Raw genomic sequence first — 22,832 nt, forward strand, 5'->3', positions numbered from 1 at the left:
CATGGACCCAATAGAACTTGCTCGACAGTACGCGAAACACTTGCATGATGAAGCTGTCCAACACGGCAGCGATCCATGGTCTCCTTATCGGTTCGCCGAAGACATAGCGGAGAAGCTGGGCATCTTGGTTGAAAGATGCGTCCCCGGTGCTTCAATCCTCGATGGGGCACGCGCAACGTTTGATGCCGCCTTGCCGCTGATTGTTCATGAGGACTTAGGAACTCCGTTCGAGCAAGCCTTTCTCGTAGCTCATGAAGTCGGGCACGCCGTGCTTGGCGACGGTGAGGAAGAGGAAGGGTCAGCATTTCAAATCGATCCAACACGAACCTCTGAGGTCTCGCCAGTTGGGATAGAGCGAGTGGTCGATTACAGCCGACGGCAGCGCCGAGAAGTCCAGATGGACCTCTTCGCGAGAGAGTTGCTGTTGCCAAGGTCGCGAGTCTTCGACTTGCACGTCACTCAAGGGAAGACCTGTTCGGAGATTGCAAACCGGTTGGGGGCTCCCTTCGAGGTCGTCGCACAGCAGATGCTTGATGCGCTTTTGCTCCCCCCAGTGCCAGCAGTTGCAGCAGAAGCGCCTGTCGAAATTCCACTCAACGAGAAGCAACAAACAGCAGCCAACCATCGCGGGGCTGCGTTCCTTCTCCAAGCAGGGCCAGGCACCGGGAAGACCCGTACGCTGGTGGCGCGAGTTGAGAGCTTATTGGATGAGGGGGTTGATCCAAGACGTATCCTTCTCCTAACCTTCTCGAACAAGGCTGCTGCGGAGATGTCCGAGCGGATTGCGCTGAAGCGGCCAGCGGAAGCCGCAGCTCTTTGCATCGGAACCTTCCATAGCTTTGGCTTGGACATCCTCAGACGATTCAACGATCGATGTGGCCTTCCGGTCGATCCCCGCCTAATGGACCGAACCGAAGCAGTAGAACTGCTTGAAAACGAATTTCCTCGGCTAGGTCTGACCCACTATCGCAATCTTTACGATCCATCCCAGACAGCTGCGGATATCCTGACCGCGATCTCACGAGCCAAGGATGAAGTTGTTGATGCGGCGGCCTATCTTGCGCTAGCCAATGCAATGGCTAACGCGGCGAGTAACCCGAGCGAAGTGGAGGCTGCGGAGAAAGCAACAGAAGTCGCCAAGGTCTACGCTTGCTATGAAGAGCTCAAAACACTCGCTCAATGTGTCGACTTTGGCGACCTAGTTATGCGCCCGGTTCAACTACTGGAGAGCGATGAAGCCGTTCGAAGGCAGTTGCAGAGCGACTATGACCACATTCTGGTCGACGAGTATCAGGACGTGAACCACAGTAGCGTTCGGCTTCTTACGACACTGAAGCCGTCAGGTAATAACCTCTGGGTGGTGGGGGACGCCAAGCAGTCAATCTATCGGTTCCGCGGCGCCTCTTCGTTCAACATGGCCCGATTCGATTGCCAAGATTTCCCTGGAGCGGTACGGGACAGCCTGAAAATCAACTACCGTTCCACCCCTGAAGTTGTCCATGCTTTTTCTGCTTTTGCTGCAGGTATGTCCGCAGCTGATGGAGAAGAGGCCCTTGAGGCGGATAGAGGCCCAAGCGGAACGCTGCCCGAAATCATCACAGTGAACAACGCCCCCCTGCTGACTTCGGCCATCGCTGATGGCATTCAAGAGCTTAGTAAGTCGGGCTATCGGTATCGGGACCAGGCAGTTCTTTGCCGGGGCAACGATCGACTTTCGGAAATTGGACGTGAGCTCGAGCGCGCCGGCATTCCAGTGCTTTTCCTAGGCAGCCTGTTTGAGCGCCCGGAAGTAAAAGACCTTGTCGCGGTGCTATCACTACTTGTGGATCGGCGCGCGATGGGGATGATTCGGACAGCTTGTTGGCCAGAATTCGCCATGAGTTTAGAGGATGTAGTTTGTGTCTTTGAGCATCTACGAGGTACCGACGCGGAACCTAGCGCTTGGCGACTTAGCATTCCAGCTGAACTGACACCTGCTGGTCAGGCTGCTCTTTCTTACCTCAATGCAGCTCTTGCAGGCTTCGGCGCGACCTCCCAACCTTGGACCGTGCTGGCAACCCTTCTGCTCGACCGGACTAGACATGCTGCCCGCATAGCGTCTTCAGCCTGCGTCTCGAACCAGGCTCAGGGCATCGCAATCTGGCAGTTCATGAACTTCGTTCGGGCGCAGCCTAACGGCCAGGGTCTCCCGATCCAGCAGCTTGCTGACCGCGTGAGGAGACTGCTACGCCTTCGGGACGATAGAGATTTGAGGCAGCTACCCACGGCAGCCCAGGGGATTGATGCGGTTCGCCTGATGACTATCCATGGCTCGAAAGGGTTGGAATTTCCAGCGGTTCACATTGCCGGCGTCAATAAGGACTCCATCCCAGGGGCACTTCGGGCATCAAAGTGTCCCCCACCCGTAGGCATGGTCGCAGGTGGTCAAGGGAGCGTAGAGGACATTGCACGGGCGGCCCACAACGAAGAGCAGGAGTGCTTGTTCTACGTCGCAATGTCCCGGGCGAAGACACGTCTGGCGTTTTACGGTGCGACCTCAACATCAAATGGGCGTGCCAGGCCGCTATCGCAGTTCCTGGATCGCATTGGTCCAGCTCAACGGCTCGCCGTCACGCCTACTACTGTATTACCTCCTGCCCCGGACGATACGCAAATACCTATCGTCTTCTCGGGAACCCCGCGGTTCAGCTCAGATGCGGTCGCGCTTTACGAGTCGTGTTCACGGCGATTCCTCTACACACACTTGCTTCAGGTGGGTGGCCGGCGCGGCATGAGTTCATTTATGCGTATGCATGAAGCGATTCGTGAGGTCTACCGGAAGATCGTCGCGCAGGGCAGCTCTAGTGGTGAGTGGGAGGACCTGCTTTCTCAGGCCTTCGCAACTCAGGGGCTTCATGAACATGGCTATATCGATGACTACCGTACGATAGCCTCCACCATGCTCCAATATTTCCTGGTATCGAGGGCTGGTGCGCAGGTTGAAGCTCCGACCCCACTGCGAATTGTGCTAGACGGCCACGAGATCGAGGTAACACCGGATGATGTCCTCGTGAAAGACGGAAAGCGGGCCATACGCCGGGTGAGAACTGGCCATGCGCCCAGCCGTGACAGCAAGGACGTTGGTGCAGCTGTATTTGTACTAGCGGCCCAAGCGGAGTTCCCGGGTGCTGAGCTGGAACTGGTCTACCTAGCTGATGCTGAAATCAAGCCATTGAAACTCAGTCCCAAAGAGTTGAGCAATCGCCAAGAAAAATTGGGCGAGATTTTCCGCGGTATCCGAGGCGGCCAGTTCCCAACAAATACTTCGGACGCCACTTGCCCGAACTGCCCGGCCTTTTTCGTGTGTGGCGCAGCCCCCTATGGAACCCTCTTAAAACAATTCTGAAAAAAGTTTACCGGCGGCAGTCGCTGGGTCCGATTAGAGAGTTGAAGGCAGAACAAACTCTGTCGCAACACTTTCGAGGACCATATGAAAAACTCTCCGTTTGACGACGTTGGTGACGCGATCCGTGAGGATCGTCAACTGCGAGAGGCCGACGCCTATCGCATCCGCTTCGGCTTGGAAGGACTGACCTTCCGCAACATCGACGTGCCTGACCCGGTACCCACCGGCCGGCAAATCCTGGACAGCGCGGGGCTCGATCGCCGAAGCGACTATCTACTCTATGCACTTCTCGCCTCGGGCGATTTTGAGGACGTTCGTCTCGACGAGACAGTGGATCTGCGAGGCAAGGGTGCTGAGCGCTTCATTGCGTTCAAGTCCGACCGCGACTTCAAGTTCTCCTTGAACGATCGCCAGATGGCCTGGGGTCACCCGGAGCTGTTGGGCAGCGTTTTGTATGACCTAGCCGACGCCTCGCCCGAAGAGGCCATCTTCCTGGAAGTACGGGGCGGCGAAGACATCCTCATCGAGCCGGATGACAGGATCAATCTCGACAGCCCTGGCATTGAGCGGTTTATCACCGCCAGCAAGCCGCAAAAGGGCTACGTCATCGTGGTCAATGCTGTCGAGGAGATTGTGCCGGACAAGCATGTCACCTTCGAGCAGGTGGTCAAGTTGTCCCATCCAAACGCGCCGGCAGAGACCAACGTCAAGTTCTCGATGACATACCGCAATGCTGCCTCGCACCCCCATGCTGGTGAACTCGCTGAGGGTGGCTCCGTTGAAGTCAAAAAACAGGGGACAATTTTCAATGTCACACGCACTGTTCAGTCTTAATGCCGATCTGGCCCGGTTGCGTACGGAGGGCTACTTCGTTCGCATTCAGGGGAGTCTCCTAGTCATGCTGGAAGTGCCCTATGTCGACGCTCAATGTCGTGTGCGTACCGGCACGCTGGTGTCCAACCTTGACTTGGCTGGGGATCGGACGCGCAAACCAGAGACACACGTAATCCACTGGGACGGCGACTTCCCCTGCAGCGCGAATGGAACGCCCTTGCCAGGCATTTCCCATGCGTCGCCCAACACCGACCTCGGTTACGGGCTCACCGCAAGGCACAGCTTTTCCAGTAAACCCAATCCGGATGGCTACCCGGACTATTACACTAAGATGGCTACCTACGCGACCATCTTGGCCGGCCCTGCGGCCGTCCTGCAGCCCGGAGTCAGCCCACGGCTGATCCGTGGTGCTGACGATGAGAATGAGCCCAGCGTCTTCAACTATCTCGATACAGCATCCAGCCGGGTAGGCTTGGGCGCGCTATCTAGCAAGCTGGAAGGTGAGGTGGTGGGCATCCTCGGCGCTGGTGGTACCGGTGGGTACATCCTCGATCTGGTCGCGAAAACGCCGGTGAGGGAAATCCGGATCTTCGACGATGACGATTTTCTTTCCCACAACGCGTTCCGCGCGCCCGGGGCTCCATCGCTCGAGGAGTTGCGGGACGCCCCCAAAAAGGTGCACTACCTGAAGGGCATCTATGAACGGATGCATCGCGGGATCGTGGCTCACCCCGTGAAGATGAAAACGGAGACGCTGGGGCTGCTTGACGGCATCACATTTGCGTTCATCAGCATGGACGCGGGTGAGGAAAAGCGGGCCGTGGTGGCGAAACTCGAAGCACTTGGTGTGCCATTCATCGACGTCGGGATGGGGCTTGAACTTAGCAACGGTAGCTTGGGCGGCATTCTGCGGGTGACAACGAGCACGCCGGCGAAACGCGAGCATGTCCACGCAGGGCGAATTTCTTTCGCTGGTGGCGGAGGTCAGGACGTATACGCATCCAATATCCAGGTGGCCGACCTTAACGCCTTGAATGCTTGTCTCGCAGTCGTGAAGTGGAAAAAGCTCTGCGGATTCTATCGCGACCTAGAGAGCGAGCATCACAGCACGTACACGACCGATGGGAGCATGCTGCTCAACGGAGATCAAACATGATTCGCTATCAGACTCTGGAACATCGTTTTGTGCGAAATGTTCCACGCGAGTTGGAGCCAGGCATCTTGTATATCTCGATGGACTATGCAACCGCAGTGCACTCATGCTGCTGCGGTTGCGGGGACCGCGTGGTGACCCCATTCACCCCGACCGACTGGCGAATGACGTTCGATGGAGAGTCCATCTCGCTCCAGCCCTCCGTAGGCAACTGGAATCAGAAATGTCGGTCGCATTACATCATTCAGCGAGGACGTGTTTTAGAGTCGGGACCTTGGTCGCAAGGCCAGATAGAGGCGGAACGCTTACGCGACAAAAAAGCCAAAGCAGCACATTACCGTGTCTTGAATGAATCATGTACTGAGTTGTCGAATGCTATTCCTCCCCGAGAACAGTGTTCTCCTGCCCAGTCAATTAGTATCTGGGCTCGACTTAAAGCATGGCTTCAACGCTGACTGTAGATTTAGAGCAATAAGCTTACAATCAGTTTCGAAAGTGCCGAGGGGTATCGTTTAACATTGGTTCGGATTAGCCGGTGAATTTCATCCTCTGCTTGAACCGATATGGGAGCACTCCAATCTTGAAGAGCTTACAGCGATGAGACTTATGTAGCATCGCTGTAGCTATTCTCTGGTCTGTACTTGGAAGAAATTCGGGTCGAGGAAAAGGCACTGGTTAGTGCGCTCGTACAGGAGCTGGCTGATCAAGAAAAACAGGTGAGGACTATCGCGTTAGCCCCCTAGTTCGACCATACATTGGTTAAGCAGTAAGCCTGCTACTCTGCATTGTCTACCAGCAAGTGATCAAATCTATCACACCGTTGACAAGGCCCAGCGTCCTAAAGCGTATAATGTGTCCTTTCCATACCAACCAACTTGACCACGACAAAAAGAAGGACAGAATATCCCTTAAAACTATCGACTCTCCTCCTCTCTCCTTGGCCTGCCAAGGCGAGGTTGGCGTGATGGTCTCTCCATACGCCCGAAGGTCCGACGATCGGCTGGCAATACCGCCAGTATTTGCGTATCCAGCTTGGTCAGATAACTCAGCGCATTAATCAGGTTTATGCGCTTGGTTGTATCGCTGTAGTGGACCATCCCAATCCCATCAGTACCCCATTCCCGATATTCCTCCCGCCTGATCTGGCAGTTGTAATAGATCCCGTTATTGTCGGAAATATCTTTCCATACCTCTCCCAGCGCTATACCCAGAGAGATATCTCGTTGGTGTACAGCCCCATTAAAAATGAACGTAATGTGGGTATGAAAACGTCTATCAACACCGAACTCCAGTTTCCAGATATAGCCTACCAGAGCGGGATATTTGTTCTGTACTCGACGAAGGTAACAATTCCGGTCATCCGTCACCTGATCTAACGTTAACTGGTCGTAGTAGGCTTTGCGATAGCCGATATCCAATCGGATGACTAATAGTTTGGCATGCTGGTCGAATAGGCTATTAACATACGTCGCTATACTGCGCTGATTGCGGCTCTCAACGCGTTTGAGGTTCTTTAGGCGCTGACGGTGTGCCTTACTCTTGAACTCTCTTAGAAACGCATACAGCGCGTTATTGATATCCCTGGCTAATTCATCACTGACATCACTATCGAGATATCTCTCATGGATGAGGTGCAATCCATAAACCTCTCGCATATGCGTTAGGAATAGCGCTACCGTTGGATGCGCTGACGATACCTCCTCATGACAATAAAAATAATCACACACAGTATCCAATACATTAAATAGTTTGGTTGATAGTCTACGGTCAATGCAAGTGATGCGTGACTTACCGGGGGCTGAATCAACAGCCCTGACAATAGGAAGAGTTGTATTTTGGAGCTGGTCTGTTATGGATAGGATATCTAATAGTCTGATTGAGTTAAACATGATGGCCTCGCTTAGGCAGGAGTAACCCTACGCTGTGTGATAGACACACGCGTATATAGGGGCGATTGGTGGAATGGTATTGGCTAACTATGTTGGTGGTAGCATGACCACCACATGGGAGTGGTGTAATGGTACGCGATAGTGGTAATGGTTATTGGGTGTATATCCGTCATTCCGCACCTGATTTTGCTATTTTCAGTGCTTGACGGCGATCGGCCGTTCTGATCTATTACTCTCTTTTGCAGGTAGATCATCATGGCCGCACCCGCTATCTCGATCCGTAACCTCGATCACCTTGGTTTGGTCGCCGCACTCTGCCAGGAACTGGGCATTGCCCGCATGATCGATGCCTTGCTCCCCAAAACCCCGCCTTTCAAGGTCTCACATGGTGAAGCCTTGGTCGCCATGATAGTGAACGGCCTCGGCTTTCACAGCAGCACCCTGCACATGTTCCCGCAATTCTTTGCTAACAAGCCGGTTGAGCGCCTGATTGGCCCCGGGATCTGTGCTGATGACCTCAATGATGATGTGCTCGGTCGCTGTCTCGATGCCCTCTTTGAGGCCGATGTCAGCGCCTTGTATCAGGTGATGGCGGCGCAAGTTGTCGAGCGGCTGGGGCTCAAAAGCACCGCAGTGCACCTCGATATTACCAGCTTCCACGTCGATGGCGCCTATGACTGTGCCGATGGGGATCTGGTCGGTAAGCTGCAACTGGTGCGTGGTTATAGTCGTGATCACCGGCCAGAGCTGAATCAAGTGATCCTTGAGCTCATCTGTGAAAATCAGGCTGGCCTACCTGTCTATATGCAGGCCCTGAGCGGCAATAGTAATGACACCAAAGCCTTTGCCCAGACCGTTCGTCGCCATTTGAGCAGTCTCAAGGCCGCGCAGGAGTGCCGTTATCTGGTCGGCGATGCCGCACTGTACTGCGCCGATACCTTGCAATTACTGGCGCAACAGCAGCAACTATTTGTGACCCGGGTGCCCGTCACTCTCAATGAGGCAAAGCAGGCCGTGGCAACCATAGGTGCACAACCGCTGACCGCTCTGGGCAATGGCTATCATGGCCGTTGGCAACACGCGAATTATGCCGGGGTCGCGCAACGTTGGTTGCTGGTGCGCAGCGAACAAGCCAGCCACCGCGAGCAGCAGACATTGGCCAAAAACCTGCTCAAAGACAGTACCCGCGAGCTCAAAGCCTTCGCCAAATTGTGTGCCCGACGCTTTGCTTGTGAGGCGGATGCCCAAGCTGAGTTGAGCTGTTTTACCGCCAGCTTGATGCTGCTGCAACTGGATGCCGAAGTGGTAGGTGAACCCGTTTATACAGGACGTGGCAGACCCAAGCGTGGCGAAGAGCCAATTGGCCATCAGTTTCAAATCACTGGGTTGGCGGCAACTAGCCTGGCTTGCGTTGAAGAGGCCCGCAACCAGACCGGGGTGTTCATCCTGGCGACCAATGACCACAGCGATACGCTGACCATGGCCGAACTGTTGGCCACCTATAAAGCGCAGCAGAATGTCGAACGGGGCTTTCGTTTTCTCAAGAGCCCGGAGTTTTTAACCTCCTCACTGTACCTGAAAAAGCCGGAGCGGATTGAAGCGTTGCTCATGGTGATGACCTGTAGCCTGATGATTTACGCAGCGTTGGAGCACCGGATCCGGCAGGGATTAGTGGAGCAGAATCGCAGTGTGGCGGATATGAAAAAGAAACCGACCCAGCAGCCGACGGCCCGTTGGATCTTTTTGCGCTTTGGTGGCATCCATGAATATCGACTGGGAGAAGCTCCGCCACAAGTAACGGAGCTAACAGGAGACCAGCAGATCATTTTGGAGGTATTGGGTGAGCGCTATCGGCAAATTTATTCCTAAATCAGGTGCGGAATGTCGGGTATATGGGTGGCTGTACATAGCGTAGGAATAGTATTGAATAGAAGTGATATTAAATAATAAATATACCTAAATGTGATATGCCTGCCTCACCTACGAAAATACCAAAAAACATATATAAGAAGGAATGGTTATTTCCCTAGCCCATTATCCTATCAAGGTATGACTTATAACACTGGAAGTTATGGAGCTCACTAGGGATGGAAAAGTACATTCAAGACTGGCTTCTACCAATAAGCCAGCTGTCAACATCATGCTCAAACCAGCCAATAGAGGACTGACCTATCTTGAAGGGTTTGGGGAATGTCTCGTCATAACGAGGAGACTTGGGGTTAAGCCAGTCATAGATAGTAGACCTGGCCATGCCAATCTTGTTGGTGAGGTCCTTAATGCGCAGGACTTTGATGGTGTTGTTCATGGTGTGTACTCCTGATGATGTAGTGGGTTGTTTCATCAGAAGAGCGGGCCAGTGAAAAAAAACAGCTCTACTCAGGCTCGAGGTATAATCAACGAGAGACTTGCAGATATAGCTATATACAACGCCCAAAGAGCTGCGGCTTTATATCTCCTTAGGCGTTCTGCTCTGGGATGGATCATCTGGTGAAGGTAGTGAGGTGGCGGCGGATTGCCCCGCCATCCAGATCCCAGAGAGGAGGTGAGAGGGACCCCTATGGGAGGGGTCGGGGACATAATTCACTCACTTCCGTATGCACACAATCAACCAAAGGTCAACCAAAAACAGCCCGACTTTCAACTCAAAAGCCAGCAAAAATCGACCATTTACATCCTAAAATCTACATAGTAATATCCATTTCGCTTGGTTTGGTACAGAGCCTTTTGCTACCGACGCAAGCATGAATGGGACTCGTTAGAGGTGTATTTGCTTGTGACTACCGAGGGCGTGGTAGGTATCGATGGTGGTGAGGTTGAGATGGCTGAAGTGACGTGGAATACGAAAAAAGAAGAAAGAGAAATTATGTTTCTTTATGATCTTTTCGCTTATGAGGCTGGGTGGCGAGGGCGGCGAAACAGAGATGTATCGATGCCTGCGATTGATATTGCCGCTAAAAAACTCGATGAATTCATATTAGATGTTCTTGGCGACCGAATAGAAAGGGATATCTTGCTTGACAAGCTAAGAAGTATGGATATAAAGGCAAGAGACCTTAGCTTCGAAGACCCTTTTAAAATAAAACACTTGATGAATGATATTTTTGACTACTGCAATTTAACGTCAGACGCCTTTGAGTGGATATCATCCGATAATCAACGACAGTGTGACTTTATCTGGACATACTTAAGAATGTCTGATGAGCGCCGTGGAACATTAGCATATAAACAATCGCTTACCATTCCCAATGAGCATGAAGAGTTTGATGAAAAGGATAGGAGGCGACTACCTACGGTTAACCTCTTAGGCTTAAAATCAAATCTCTATGAGAGTCTAGGGCTACCTACGTTAGTGGACGGTAGTCATGCAAAAAAAGAGTGTATTATTCGGTTCTTTGATTTATGGGATGTATCTAGAGAAAGAAAAGAAGACGAAATGGAGACACTTGTATATGCATGGAGTAAAATTAAAAACAAATCCAAAATGGCTGATTGGTTAAATAAAAATGATAATATGGCTGGCTGGGCGTGGACCTATACGTTAAAGAGATTTTTGAATTTCGATACCCCGGCATGGGTTGATTTATCTAACTCTAAAAATGAAGAAAAAGAGAAAAATGCATTGATCACGCTCTACGATATGCTCTCCGTCAAAGATCAGGCGCTGTTAATGGCATCTTTGAGCAAAAGTGGTGCAGTGCAGAAACATAGAATAAATTCAAACAATCGTAAGCCTATGAGCATTCCGTTATCTGATGAGCATAAAGGCATGCTTAAACAGATAGCAAGGGATTCAAACCGTAAGATCTATCAGGTGGTAGAAGAGATGATCGATAAGGCGTTTCAGCAGCATTACGCTAACTAACCAAAGTACCTTTCCCTATTGCCCGTATAGAATTTGATAAATAATGCTAAAGATGATATTACATCCTCGTTTTCGATATTTTAGATAGGTGATTATAATGAGTGAATTTCTGAAAGTACTGTTGAACATCCGTAGTCTGCGGGCTGCAATGCGCGAGTTGTCTCTCGAGCAAGTAAAAGAAGCCCACGAGAAGATTGAATCGATTTATCTGGAGCGTTTAGAGCAGGCAGAAAAAGAGCAAGCTGCCAATGCTGAGCATCAGCAAAAGCTGGCTGAGTTCCAAGCGATGTTGGCTCAGGCTGGTATTGACCCGACTGAGTTGGTAGGCTGTGCCCCAGCAGCAGCGACTGCGGCTAAAGCGAAACGAGCACCTCGGCCCCCGAAATACCGTTATGTTGAAAATGGCGTAGAGAAAACCTGGACCGGTCAGGGCCGTACACCCAAGTTCTTGGCTGAGCAACTCGAGCAAGGTCGTCAGCTGGATGACTTCCTCATCTAAATAGACAAGGCCATGCCCTCACGGTGTGGCCTTCCTTTTTACGTGCTTCGTGGCTAATTAGTGCCAGCTCTCGTTGTGACGAACCAGGAATACTAGGTAATGATCTGTCGCATGACAGAGGCCAGCTCTAATGACATTATTCAAAACATCCTTTAGCATGCGCATGATGCTGGCTTAGCTCAGTAGGTCACCAGTTCAATTCCTCTCGTCAGCACTACGATAACCACCGAGTTCCTCATAGCCGATCCTGATGCCAGCCATAAAAGACTTAGACGCAGAGCGTACCGATTTGGATGCGCGATTACGCGAAGCCATTGATAGTTGGGATCCACGTTGCCCCAGGCGCTGGCTAGCTAAATATGGCGGTTGGCGAGTTGAAAAACGATCACTCCTCACACAGCGATATTGTGCGATACGCGACGAAGCCCAAGCCTTGCTGACAAGTAGTTAGCCAGGAAGTTTATTGTGATTACCTGAACAAATTGCTCCATGGGTAGTCCAATGTGCCTACCCATCACCCAGCGTAATGACGGAATTACATGTCTATCAATCCGAATCCACCTTTGCCGCGTTACTTGCAAGTAAGCACATTGGCTGCACGAACAGCCGCGAGCAATCAGCGCCCGTGAAGCCGCAGACGTGTTTGGCGTCTCGCCTTGGTCCATAGAGCGAGATTTTGCCAGGGTTCGAGCGTTGTCCGGGATCGTTGTGTTCGATGAGCAACGAGTACCCAGCAAGGGTGGGGTGGCTGTTCACCCTGGCGCAAGAGGGGCCGGTTATCAGCCGTCTCAAGACCGACAAGCTGATGGATGCCCCAAACTTTGTGTTCAACCTGATGGAGTCGGTTCGAACCGATAAAGGGATGTTCTCGGAGTTGATGATCCAGTACGAGGGCCTGTACCAGGTCATGCGGCTCTACATGGATGATCGCTCCATGACGGTTCACACCACAGACCCGGACGAGAAGAAGATCATCAAGTCGTACATCGACAAGGGTTGCAGCCCACGCGACGCCATTATCCACGCGACCGAGGACATCAAACGGATGCGTCGTTAACCGGACATGGGCACCAGCTCCTCGGGCTGGTGCTCATTGTTGTCCCTGGAGGACCATCTGCCTCCACCGGATCTCGCCAGTGCTATCATGTCCCCCTCATTTCGTCATCATCACTGCCCATGACCATCCAGAACAAATCCAAGAGCCCCACCAGCGTCACCTTGTCGTTGCGGCTGGATCCCCGCTCGAAATACCTGATAGACCTGCTTGGCAGAGAGCAGAAGCGCGGCTTGACTGCGGTCATCGAGCGGTCGGTTGAGCGGGCCGCTGCCGATACGTTCTTAATGAGTGAGGGTGGTGAGGGGATCTCATTTCTGGCGATGGTCGATCAGATCTGGTCTACCGATGAGCCAACCAGGCTGTGTAATCTGGCCCGGCTTCGTGCTGATCTGCTGACTGTCGATGAGATGCGGATCTGGGAGACCGTCAAAATCTCTCCCGGGTTTTGGCAGGAGGGGCGCTTACAGCTCGGGCTGGTGCAGGCCCATTGGGATGCGCTGCTCGTTCAGATCGAACGTCGTCAATACCTGCCTAACAACAAGCCCTTTGATCTGCCCGGCTAGGTGCCCTGCTGGCAGCCCCTCACTCCGGTGAGCCGTCTTGAGATCTTTGCGCCCTCGGGTATCGGCGATGGCGTTGTCCATCAGGACTATGTCACGCACACGCTATCGAAGGCCTGGTGCCATTTATTGCGCTGAACAAGCGCCTTGGGCATCTGTTTTTCTCTCTAGCATGGTTGTTTGTCCAAGCACCTCGAATATGGCTCCATCAATGAATCGGATCTGGCACCCATGCGTCATGGCGTGAATGGCCAAGGCCCTCTTGAGGTATCTGTGTCTGGCTGGGACAACGATATTTATCACGTGAGGATTGTGGAGGTCGAGACAGTAGTTGTTCTTACTAAAGTTACTGTGTGCGATATACATTTCATCATTAAACCGATCGAAGAAGTCTGCGGGTATTCCTTTAATCATCAGGGTGAGAGGGCCACGGAGTAAGCTAGTCGCGAATTCAACTTCGAAGTGCAATTCCCGATTAAAAATCAGGCTGCTTTCAGAAGTTCGTCAAAAACCACCTGTGGCTGTTTAAATCCCAAGCATTTGCGCGGCCTGAAGTTCAGCCGCTTTTCGACGGCTGACAGTGCCTCTGCTGTCACCACACTCAAATCACTGCCTTTGGGCACATATTGCCGCAGCAGACCATTGCTATTCTCATTCTGTCCCCGTTCCCATGCACTGTATGGATGCGCAAAGTACACCTGCGCTTCCAGCTCTGCTGCAACACGTTCATGTTCGACAAACTCGCTACCATTGTCAGCTGTGATGGTATGGACATGTGCCTGGTAGGGTTTCAGCATGCTGATAATGGTGTCCGCCACCGCGCTGGCTGTTTTGCTGGGAACGTATTGAACCAGGTAGAGCCGGCTCTTACGCTCCAACAGACTCACTATTGCACCGCTGCCTTGCTTACCCAACACGGTATCGACTTCCCAATCTCCCACACGGCTCCGCTCATTGACTATCGCAGGGCGTTCATCAATCGATACCGGATTGGGAATGACACTGCGTTTGCTGTTCTTACCCTTGCGATAGCGTTTGTGACCCTGACGCAGATGCCGGTATAGCGTGCCACCGTTGGCCTTGTCGCGTGCCACATAGCGGTATATCCACTCGTGGCTAACCGGGCAGTTAATCATGTCTCCAACGCCACTGATTTGCTCGGGACTCCAGTCCGCGACCAGCGCCATGCAAACAAAGTCGATGGTATCAGACGGGACAGTACGCTTCTGACTCGTCAGCCGTCGTGCCGTGGCAAGTTGGTGAGCCTGCTGCGGCTGATAGGCCTGCCCAGCACAATTACGACGAAGCTCACGACTGATAGTCGATGGATGAACCCCGAGCTGTTTGGCAATGCGGGCCTGTGACAGGCCATGGTCACGGAGGCAGGCAATCTGGTATCGTAGCCCCTCGGTCAACTGCTGGTATTTCATGGTGTATCGCTTTGTTTCTTTGGCGAGAAGAAGCGTACCCTAACTGGTAGTTGACCGCCTCTCTCCTATGCACCATGGGCATTGCACTTATTATCTGAATTCACGGCTGCGATCAATAAAGGAAGTACACCCGACGGCGGCCAGAGTATGGCTGGTGGTGGGGGTGGATTCGGCGGCCAGCGTTCGAGCTCTTAACGATGGCGACTATCAGCCCTGGTCGGGTGAAGCCGAGGCCATCGTGCACCTCTACAGCGAGTAACAGAGATAAGGGGGCGTTACGTTAAATCGGACGCCCTTTTTGCTGCTGGTCATCCTGCAAGATGGGGACGATAGAGAAAACGGAAAAAATCGTACGTTAAGCGTACGGCCTGTCAGGTTGAGGCCCTAGAGGTTGCCGGCGAGGCGTCAGAAAATGCTGGAATCGGCCCTATCCTGACGCGGCCCAAGGTTCCGGCCTGACGCCTAGTTAGGGCGTACTTCAACTGGACGTTCGCGGCGGGCCTACGTTGGGTTTTGGTTCCATTGCTCCCCAAATCCCGAATAGGGAGCAGTGGAACAGGAAACGCACTTAAGCCAAGTCGGCTTAGCGTACGATTCTTCCCGAATTCTGCGGCTTCCCTTTCCAGCCCTTGGCGGTCATCTGTGGGGCCAGTTGCTCGAAGCAATCGGCGGTCAATGCCTGATCGGTCGTGATGGACCAACTTCATGCGTGGACGCTGTCGCCGGCAACACAAGATCTGGAGTTGTCGATCAGGGTGCGTTTAAACGCTACGGGAACGCAGAGCTACACCGAGCCGCTATCCTGATGCACCAAGGCTCCATTCTTGGAGCCTTTCTTGACCTGATACATCGCCTGATCGGCATGCTCGCTGAGCACCTCGATGGTCGTTCCATGCTGAGGGTAGAGCGCGATACCGACACTAATGGTAATTCGTGCTTCGCCACCCGCAGGCAAGGGGATTGGTCGGCGGACCTCCGAGATGAACAGGCTGGCCTTTTTGAGCGCCTCCTGTTCGCCGCTGACGTGTTGCAGCAAGGCCACGTACTCATCGCCTCCCACCCTGGCGAGCGTGTCGGAGGCACGGATGCAACGCAGGAGACGGCGGGCCACGGTCTTTAGCACTACATCCCCCGCTTCGTGGCCATGGGTGTCGTTGACCGACTTGAACCCATCCAGATCCATGAACAGCACAGCCAGATGCGTGTTCTCGCGCTCTGCCAATGCAAGCGCCTGCTGTATGCGGTCACCGAGTAAGACCCGGTTGGGTAGATCGGTCAATACGTCATGATGCGCTCGATGGTGATAGGTATCCAGCTCCTGTCTGGACCGGCTGATGTCCTGATGGGTACCGTACATGATGAGAGGCTTGCCATCCCGATCCCATTTCCCCACCTTCCCGCGGTCCAGCACCCAGATCCAGTGCCCATCCTTGTGGCGCATTCTGGCCTCACACTCGTAGAACGGTAACTCCCCCGCCAAGTGCTGCTTGAGCAGCTGTTCTGACTTTTGCAGATCTTCCGGATGCGTGAGCTTTACCCAGGTGACGATGGAGATCGGCTCAAGCTCTTGGAGCTTGTATCCAACGATCCTCGCCCATTCCTCATTGAAGACGGTTTCACCGCTCTGGACATTCCACTCCCAGGTGCCGACCTGGGTGCCTTCAAGAATGCCACTCAATCGAGACCTCTCCAGAGACAGGTCTTCTGTCATCGCGCGGGCCGCCGCTTCTGCCCGGGACCGACCCGACACCAGCAAAAACATCAGCCCAGCCAGCATGGCACTGAGCAAGACACCGGTTACCGCGATCACGATCGGTAGCCCTCTGTCCACCCGTTGCAGAAGGCTCGTGCTGCCATGCACGCGAACGGTCCAGGTTTGTCCCATCATGCGCAGCCGATGCACCGATTCAAACCCTGGACGGATATCGGTACGCCCTGAACTGCCAAAGTGAGTTCGTGTCGCTTCAACCATCTCTTCGCCGTCGAAGATGTCGATGATCAGGTCACGCTCCTGCTCTCCGAGGAGACCCTGCAGGAAGTCTGTCATGCGAAACGGTGCATAGACCCAGCCGCGCAGTTGTTCCCGGCGCTCTGCTACGGTTGCCGCTGGCTGGTCAGTAGCGTAGATCGCCTGGTAGATCAGGAACCCCGACTGCTCCTGAACCCCCGTTTCCTGCACGAGACGCACACGCCCCGAAAGCGCGATGGCACCCGTATCTACCGAGCGCTGCATGGCCTCGCGCCGCACGGGTTCTGAATACATGTCGAAGCCGAAGGCACGCAGGTTGCGTCCCGAAAACGGCTCCAGATACACGATCGAGGAATACAGGTCTCGTTGGCCTGCTGGTTGCACCGTGTAAGAGGGAAAGCCTTCGGCGCGGACCTGATCGATGTGGGTTTGCAGATCGGCAGGCCGGATGGCCCTGGCGAAGCCCACGCCTTGGATGCCAGGCAGGTACTTGTCCAGAGCCTGGCGATCGGAATACCTTCGGAAATCTTCACGTCCGACATCATCATGCACATCAAAGAACCCGGCCGTGCCCCGCAGGACCTGCTGGTAGGTGGCCATGCGGTTCTCGATGCGCTCAGCAGCCTCCCGGGCGCGGAAGTCGAAGTAGACCTGTTGTCGTTGATAGACGGACTCGACGATGAGTTGGTAAAGCACTACGGTGGAGCATGGGCCGATCAAAAAAACCACAAGAGGGATTAGCCTCGGCGACAGTCGGCTTGGTTTGCCAGAGGGGATCATTCGCTATGCCTTCTTGTTGATTTCCCAAAGCTTAAAATTAAACGCTACCATAAACAGCAACAACAGCAACTCTCCGAAACTCTTTCCTGATTTCTTCTTCTTCCTTGCGAGCTTGGATCTTGGCTTCACGCTCGGGCGTGCTCATTCCTTCGTAGCTGACTCCTGTAGTGGTCTAATCATCCCGGACACCGTTTTAGGTGGTACAGTCGCCACCATGACTTGAGGTGTTCAATGACAAGATTACGTCGCTCATTTACTGCTGAATTCAAACTCGAAGCCGCATCCCTGGTGCTCGACCAGGGATACTCTGTCCCCGAAGCCAGCCGTTCACTGGATGTCGGTGAAACCATACTTCGCCGATGGGTTCAGCAGCTTCAATCCGAACGAACCGGCACCACCCCTATCGGCAAAGCGCTGACCCCGGAGCAGCAGAAAATCCAGGAGCTGGAAGCCCGCATCAACCGGCTCGAGCGCGAAAAGGACATTCTAAAAAATGTATGGTCTGCTCCTTATCTGCAAGCGTGAACTGATTTCCAGAAGTCGTTTGCGTCAATGTATCCGGCCTGTCTGTGAGCCGTTTTCCGGCTCTGGCCTTGATGGGATCCGCACGTCGTCGTCCTAATAAAGCTACCAGTCACGAGAGACTGCTTTTTTAGCCAGGCTGCAACGTCGTGGGGTGAACGCTTCTGTCATCTGTTTTTGGCTCGCAAAACCTGGTATGAGTTCTATCTGTTAAACGGCTGCGCTTGCGTTGGGATATGGTCGGTAATCCCTGCCGGATGTCAGTACTTTCCAGCAAATTCGCATTATCTTGTTGGCCAGGGCGATAAGGACCACATGATGGTGATGGCCGACCTCCAGCCTGGCGACCCATTCGCCTAACGATGATTTGTCACGCTTCATGTGAATTTTCAGCGCTTTGGCGCCCTGAATAACCATTTGCCTCAAATAGTTATTGCCACGCTTACTGATCCCGCCGAACGAGGATTTGCCACCCGTTGAATATTGTCTGGGAACCAGCCCCAACCAGGCTGAAAGATCGCGGGCTTTCTTGAATTGTGAACCATTGCCAATCGCGGCAATTAACGCGGTTGAGACAATCGGTCCAATGGCTGGGACGGTGCTGACTTTTTGGCACAAACTCGATGCGCTTGAGGCTTGCCCGAGCATGAGGCTCATCTCATCAATCTGAATATCCAGCTGTTGCCACCGTTCTCTCAGGCGCAATACCAGGGCGCGGATAAAATCAGGCAAGCCATTCTCGGCATCTTCAAGGATCGCCGGTAGGGCGCGTTCGAAGACTTTTCTGCCCACCGGTACGGTGAGCCCATATTCCAGCAGCAACGCTCTCATCTGATTGACCGTGGCGGTACGTTCGATGATGAAACGTTGACGGACTCGATGAGTCGCCTGCAATGCCAACTGTTCATGAGATTTCAACGGGACACAGCGCATAGTGCCTCTGCTACCAGCCTCGGCAATGGCGGTGGCATCGTTGAAGTCATTCTTGTTCGATTTGAGGTAGGGCTTAACAAATTGAGCGGGAATAATCTTGGGCTCGAACCCCGCCTGTTGAAACAGTCGTCCCCAGTATTGCGAACCAGGACATGCCTCGAAGGCAACCCGACAGGGTGGGGTCGTGCTGATGAACTGTTTCAGTTGTGAACGAGTGAGCTTTTGCTTGGTCAATACATGCCCCATGCGATCCATCGCTACCAGGTGAAACCAGTTTTTGCCTAAATCGATGCCATAAATGTAAATCTGAGATTGGGTCATGATCAGCCTCCTTGATGCTGGCTTCAGCATAGCGGGGTAGATGGAGCAGACCATCCCATTAGGCTACGGCTCTCTTGATGACGGACGAGTTCACTCGTACGCGCTGATAGACCGATTAAGAGAGCAAGCCCCCATCACTCTGCTCTGCTGCGCTTTCGATGTTCCAACATCCTGTTTTTACGACTATCTGGCCCGCAAGCGGACGATTAACCGTGAGCGGATGCAGCAACGCAGCGAGTTGCGCCGTTTGTTCAAAGAAAGCCGGAACTCAGCGGGCAGCCGCGCCTTGATGTCGATGATGCGAGAGCTGGGGCATCAGATTGGCCGATTCAAAGTGCGCAGTCTGATGAAAGAAGCCGGTCTGGTATCCAAGCAACCGGGCGCTCATCGCTATCAGGTCGCCCGGTCTGAGCGACCGGATATTCCCAATCTGCTGGCCCGTGAATTTGATGTCCAGCAACCCAATCAGGTGTGGTGTGGCGATATCACCTATGTCTGGGCCGCGGGTCGTTGGTATTACCTGGCCGCAGTGCTCGACCTGCATACCCGGCGGGTCGTGGGCTGGGCGATGTCTGACAAGCCTGATGCAGAGCTGGCCATCAAAGCACTGGAGATGGCCTATCAGCAGCGGGGTTGCCCATCCGGTGTGCTGTTTCACTCCGACCAGGGCAGCCAATATGGCAGTCGGGCATTTCGGCAACGACTGTGGCGCTATCGCATGACCCAGAGCATGAGTCGGCGTGGCAACTGCTGGGATAACGCGCCGATGGAGCGGCTGTTCAGGAGCCTGAAGTCAGAGTGGCTCCCGACAACGGGATATATGAACCTGCGGGAGGCGAAGCGGGATATCAGCTATTACCTGATGGATTACTACAACTGGCGGCGTCCACATCAACACAATGACGGGATCGCGCCAGCAAAAGCCGAGGATCGGCCTAACCAAGTGTCCGGTTTTAGTTGACCACTACAGACGGACGCAAGCCCTGATTTGTGCAACAAAGCCCAAAGTGGCGATTAATACCGTGACATACAAAATGTGTTATCTTCAGTAGCTATGACAATTTTTTTGGATGTCTCTGTGCCACTGACATGAATCACGGCTGCCCGAGGCAAATCCGGCAAGGAGGGTAACTTGTTATTCAATGATCAAAAAACCGAACCAGCGCACATTTTGATCATTGATGATCAACCCAGTAATGTGCTGATTCTGCGAGAAGCGGTTCGCGATCTGGGCGAAATCCATTTCGCCACCAGCGGGGAAGCGGCGCTGCGAGCGGCGCAACGCGAGCCGCCGGACATCATCCTGCTGGACATCGAGATGCCGGAGATGGATGGCTATGCCGTATGCCAGGCCATTAAAGCGGACCCCCGGTTGAGGGACGTCCCGGTCATTTTTGTCACTTCTCATACGCAAGACGCCAACGAGCTGCATGCGCTCAGTCTCGGCGGGGTGGATTTCCTGCACAAGCCGCTCAATGTGCCGATTGCGCGTGCGCGCACCAAGACTCACCTGGCGCTGCGCTTGCGTTCCAAACAGCTGGCCTGCGCGCAACAGGACCTGCAGGATCTGGTGCAGCATCTGCCTGCCTTTGTCGCCTATTGGGATGAGTCGTACCGCAATATCCTGTGCAACGATGTGGACGGGCAGTGGTTTGGCATTCCGGCCGAGCGCATGCGTGGCATGCGGCCGCAGGAGGTGCTCGGCAATCATGTCTATGCCGAGATCGAAGCGCACCTTGCCGGCCTGGCCGACGGGCGTGCGGTGTCGTTTGATCTGGAATACATGCGTCAGGATGGCGACATGCTGTTTGGCCAGGTGTCGCTGGTGTGTCGAGACCAGTCCGGTCTGCAAGCCGGCCTGCTGATGCTGGTGACGGATGTGACAGACCGGAAATTGGCCGAGACCTCTCTGCACAACGAGAAGGAGCGGCTGCGCATTACCCTGAATTCGATCGGCGATGCCGTGATCGCTACCGATGCCGAAGGTCGGGTCAACTTCCTGAACCCCATCGCGGAGGCGATGACCGGCTGGTATGGCAGGAGGGCAATCGGCGTGCCGATCGAGCAGGTGATGCCGCTACGCGACAGCTTCGATGGGCACGTGCTGCAAAACCCGATCTATCTCGCGCTCAAGGAGCAGCGCATCGTCGGCATGGCGCTCAACAGCCAGATCGCCTGCCGCGATGGTCGCGTGCTGGAGGTGGAAGACTCTGCCGCCCCGATCTGGGACCAGGCCGGCAAGCTGACCGGTGCCATCATCGTTTTTCATGATGTCAGCGAAGCGCGGGCAATGGCGCTCAAGATGACGCATCTTGCCCACCATGATCCGCTGACCAATCTGCCGAACCTCATGCTGCTGCAGGACCGTACCTCGCAGGCACTGCAACAGGCTGGCCGCAATGGTGGCCAGGTTGCCTTGTTCATACTGGATCTCGACCATTTCAAGACCATCAACGACTCGGTCGGCTATTCCATCGGCGATCAGCTGCTGTTGCAGCTTGCCAAGCGGCTGCAGCAGTTTGTGCGCAATGGTGACACCATCAGCCGTCAGTGCGGCGACGAGTTCATTATCCTGATCCCGGAAATCAGGCATGTGGACGAAGTCTCCCAGCTAGGCGAGCGCCTGCTGGAAGCCTGTGCCGAACCCTTCCTGCTCGATGGCGTCCGCTATGACTTGTCGATGAGCATCGGCATTAGCCTGTACCCGGACGACGCCGACGACCAGGAGGCACTGTACCGCCATGCCGATGCCGCCATGTATCAGGCCAAGCAGGAGGGACGTGGACGCTTCCGCTTTTTCTCGCAGGAAATCGAGCATACCCTTTATGCACGCCACATGCTGGAGCGCCAAATGCGTGTCGCGGTGGCCGAGGGCGACTTCGAGGTGCACTACCAGCCCAAGATCGATCTGGCTTCACAGCAGGTGGTCGGTGCCGAGGCGTTGGTACGCTGGCGCCGGCAGGATGGCTCGCTGATTTCTCCCGCCCAGTTCATTCCGCTCGCGGAAGAAACCGGGCTGATCGTACCGCTCGGGCGCTCCGTGCTGCTGAAAGCCTGTCAGGAAGGGCGGCGCTGGCATGAGCAGGGTTACTTGATCCATATCGCGGTCAATGTCTCCGCCGTGCAGCTGGCGCAGAGCAACTTTACTGCCATGGTCAGCGAGATCATCGAGCAAACCGGCATCATGCCGGGCTACCTGGAACTGGAGATCACGGAAGGGGTGCTGGCTAAGGATGTCAAAAATACCTTTGCCATCATCAATGAGCTGCACAAAATCGGAGTGACGATCTCCATCGACGACTTCGGCACCGGTTACTCCAGTCTTTCCTATCTGAAGCAGTTCCCCATCGATGTACTCAAGATCGACCAGAGCTTTACCCGCGAAATCCTGACGGAAAAGAGCAGCGCCGCAATTGTGGCCGCCATCATCAACATGGCGCATGGCCTGGATTTGCGCCTGGTGGCCGAGGGCGTGGAGACGCAGGCACAGGCGGAGCTGTTGCAGCAGATGGGCTGCACGGTGATGCAGGGCTACCTGTACAGCCGCCCGCTGATGCCGGAGCGGCTGACCGAGTATCTCCAACACTGGCGGTCAAAGTAACCGTCCGCAAAGGCTGGCGATGCGCCACATGGCGGCC

At 54.1% G+C, this 22,832-nt stretch carries 15 protein-coding genes and 2 pseudogenes; 12 read left to right on the forward strand and 5 right to left on the reverse strand.

Annotated elements, in window-relative coordinates:
- Position 1 precedes the first annotated feature (1 nt).
- The 4 genes from ACPW74_RS02715 (at position 2) to ACPW74_RS02730 (ending at position 5,827) form a co-directional block, all read left to right on the forward strand.
- Positions 2–3,385 carry a UvrD-helicase domain-containing protein gene (locus ACPW74_RS02715; protein ID WP_113994401.1) on the forward strand — a complete coding sequence of 1,128 codons (3,384 nt, stop codon included), beginning with the start codon at positions 2–4 and terminating at the stop codon, positions 3,383–3,385.
- An 84-nt stretch (positions 3,386–3,469) separates the two neighbouring features.
- Entirely contained in the window at positions 3,470–4,219 is a 750-nt protein-coding gene (locus ACPW74_RS02720; protein ID WP_113994402.1) for a multiubiquitin domain-containing protein, read from the forward strand.
- Positions 4,194–5,375, forward strand: a complete 1,182-nt coding sequence (locus ACPW74_RS02725; RefSeq protein ID WP_034165690.1) for a ThiF family adenylyltransferase — start codon at positions 4,194–4,196, stop codon at positions 5,373–5,375. The genes ACPW74_RS02720 and ACPW74_RS02725 overlap by 26 nt, the downstream gene beginning before the upstream one ends.
- 77 nt (positions 5,376–5,452) lie before the next feature.
- On the forward strand, positions 5,453–5,827 hold the full coding sequence (locus tag ACPW74_RS02730; RefSeq protein WP_237753739.1) for a DUF6527 family protein: 375 nt from the start codon (positions 5,453–5,455) through the stop codon (positions 5,825–5,827).
- A gap of 459 nt (positions 5,828–6,286) precedes the next feature.
- Here the strand turns inward: ACPW74_RS02730 and ACPW74_RS02735 are convergent, their stop codons facing one another.
- Positions 6,287–7,261, reverse strand: a complete 975-nt coding sequence (locus tag ACPW74_RS02735) for a YagK/YfjJ domain-containing protein (RefSeq protein ID WP_425858543.1) — start codon at positions 7,259–7,261, stop codon at positions 6,287–6,289.
- Positions 7,262–7,516: 255 nt separating this feature from the next.
- Between ACPW74_RS02735 and ACPW74_RS02740 the strand changes: the two genes are divergently transcribed.
- Complete coding sequence (locus ACPW74_RS02740; RefSeq protein WP_010674210.1) at positions 7,517–9,130, forward strand: IS1634-like element ISAs25 family transposase; 1,614 nt, start codon at positions 7,517–7,519, stop codon at positions 9,128–9,130.
- A gap of 232 nt (positions 9,131–9,362) precedes the next feature.
- Here the strand turns inward: ACPW74_RS02740 and ACPW74_RS02745 are convergent, their stop codons facing one another.
- Entirely contained in the window at positions 9,363–9,566 is a 204-nt protein-coding gene (locus tag ACPW74_RS02745; protein WP_024945106.1) for a helix-turn-helix transcriptional regulator, read from the reverse strand.
- Between the two features lie 468 nt (positions 9,567–10,034).
- On the opposite strand from ACPW74_RS02745, the gene ACPW74_RS02750 reads away from it, so the two are divergent.
- The 4 genes from ACPW74_RS02750 to ACPW74_RS02765 all read left to right on the forward strand — a co-directional run bounded on the left by ACPW74_RS02750 (position 10,035) and on the right by ACPW74_RS02765 (position 13,242).
- Positions 10,035–11,123: a hypothetical protein gene (locus ACPW74_RS02750; protein WP_425858544.1), complete on the forward strand. Its 1,089-nt coding sequence runs from the start codon at positions 10,035–10,037 to the stop codon at positions 11,121–11,123.
- Between the two features lie 97 nt (positions 11,124–11,220).
- Entirely contained in the window at positions 11,221–11,622 is a 402-nt protein-coding gene (locus tag ACPW74_RS02755; protein WP_113994405.1) for an H-NS family nucleoid-associated regulatory protein, read from the forward strand.
- A gap of 715 nt (positions 11,623–12,337) precedes the next feature.
- Positions 12,338–12,679 (forward strand): hypothetical protein, encoded by a 342-nt coding sequence (locus ACPW74_RS02760; protein ID WP_425858545.1) that lies wholly within the window; start codon positions 12,338–12,340, stop codon positions 12,677–12,679.
- Between the two features lie 119 nt (positions 12,680–12,798).
- Positions 12,799–13,242: a hypothetical protein gene (locus tag ACPW74_RS02765; RefSeq protein WP_109421987.1), complete on the forward strand. Its 444-nt coding sequence runs from the start codon at positions 12,799–12,801 to the stop codon at positions 13,240–13,242.
- Between the two features lie 479 nt (positions 13,243–13,721).
- Here ACPW74_RS02765 and ACPW74_RS02770 read toward each other — a convergent pair whose 3' ends face one another.
- Positions 13,722–14,669 carry an IS30-like element ISAeca1 family transposase gene (locus ACPW74_RS02770; protein WP_012564931.1) on the reverse strand — a complete coding sequence of 316 codons (948 nt, stop codon included), beginning with the start codon at positions 14,667–14,669 and terminating at the stop codon, positions 13,722–13,724.
- 784 nt (positions 14,670–15,453) lie between these two features.
- Complete coding sequence (locus ACPW74_RS02775) at positions 15,454–17,334, reverse strand: CHASE domain-containing protein (protein WP_412706706.1); 1,881 nt, start codon at positions 17,332–17,334, stop codon at positions 15,454–15,456.
- 315 nt (positions 17,335–17,649) lie between these two features.
- Here ACPW74_RS02775 and ACPW74_RS02780 point away from each other — a divergent pair.
- Positions 17,650–17,910: pseudogene (locus ACPW74_RS02780) on the forward strand (transposase); the annotation flags it as partial.
- Between the two features lie 240 nt (positions 17,911–18,150).
- On the opposite strand, the gene ACPW74_RS02785 reads toward ACPW74_RS02780, so the two are convergent.
- Positions 18,151–19,194 carry an IS110 family transposase gene (locus ACPW74_RS02785; protein ID WP_425858546.1) on the reverse strand — a complete coding sequence of 348 codons (1,044 nt, stop codon included), beginning with the start codon at positions 19,192–19,194 and terminating at the stop codon, positions 18,151–18,153.
- A gap of 61 nt (positions 19,195–19,255) precedes the next feature.
- Between ACPW74_RS02785 and ACPW74_RS02790 the strand changes: the two are divergent.
- A pseudogene (locus ACPW74_RS02790) lies at positions 19,256–20,155 on the forward strand (IS3 family transposase); the annotation flags it as partial.
- A gap of 171 nt (positions 20,156–20,326) precedes the next feature.
- On the forward strand, positions 20,327–22,795 hold the full coding sequence (locus ACPW74_RS02795) for a GGDEF/EAL domain-containing response regulator (protein WP_282684726.1): 2,469 nt from the start codon (positions 20,327–20,329) through the stop codon (positions 22,793–22,795).
- Positions 22,796–22,832: the final 37 nt, after the last annotated feature.

Origin of the sequence: Aeromonas sp. INTO2 (assembly GCF_049860605.1) — a bacterium.
GTDB classification, from domain to species: Bacteria; Pseudomonadota; Gammaproteobacteria; order Enterobacterales; family Aeromonadaceae; genus Aeromonas; species Aeromonas caviae.

Coding starts and splice junctions, on each gene's coding strand:
- ACPW74_RS02765 (WP_109421987.1), top strand. CDS start 12,799: ATGACCATCCAGAACAAATCCAAGAGCCCCACCAGCGTCACCTTGTCG.
- ACPW74_RS02760 (WP_425858545.1), top strand. CDS start 12,338: ATGAGCAACGAGTACCCAGCAAGGGTGGGGTGGCTGTTCACCCTGGCG.
- ACPW74_RS02735 (WP_425858543.1), bottom strand. CDS start 7,261: ATGTTTAACTCAATCAGACTATTAGATATCCTATCCATAACAGACCAG.
- ACPW74_RS02770 (WP_012564931.1), bottom strand. CDS start 14,669: ATGAAATACCAGCAGTTGACCGAGGGGCTACGATACCAGATTGCCTGC.
- ACPW74_RS02785 (WP_425858546.1), bottom strand. CDS start 19,194: ATGACCCAATCTCAGATTTACATTTATGGCATCGATTTAGGCAAAAAC.
- ACPW74_RS02720 (WP_113994402.1), top strand. CDS start 3,470: ATGAAAAACTCTCCGTTTGACGACGTTGGTGACGCGATCCGTGAGGAT.
- ACPW74_RS02755 (WP_113994405.1), top strand. CDS start 11,221: ATGAGTGAATTTCTGAAAGTACTGTTGAACATCCGTAGTCTGCGGGCT.
- ACPW74_RS02740 (WP_010674210.1), top strand. CDS start 7,517: ATGGCCGCACCCGCTATCTCGATCCGTAACCTCGATCACCTTGGTTTG.
- ACPW74_RS02745 (WP_024945106.1), bottom strand. CDS start 9,566: ATGAACAACACCATCAAAGTCCTGCGCATTAAGGACCTCACCAACAAG.
- ACPW74_RS02715 (WP_113994401.1), top strand. CDS start 2: ATGGACCCAATAGAACTTGCTCGACAGTACGCGAAACACTTGCATGAT.
- ACPW74_RS02730 (WP_237753739.1), top strand. CDS start 5,453: ATGGACTATGCAACCGCAGTGCACTCATGCTGCTGCGGTTGCGGGGAC.
- ACPW74_RS02725 (WP_034165690.1), top strand. CDS start 4,194: ATGTCACACGCACTGTTCAGTCTTAATGCCGATCTGGCCCGGTTGCGT.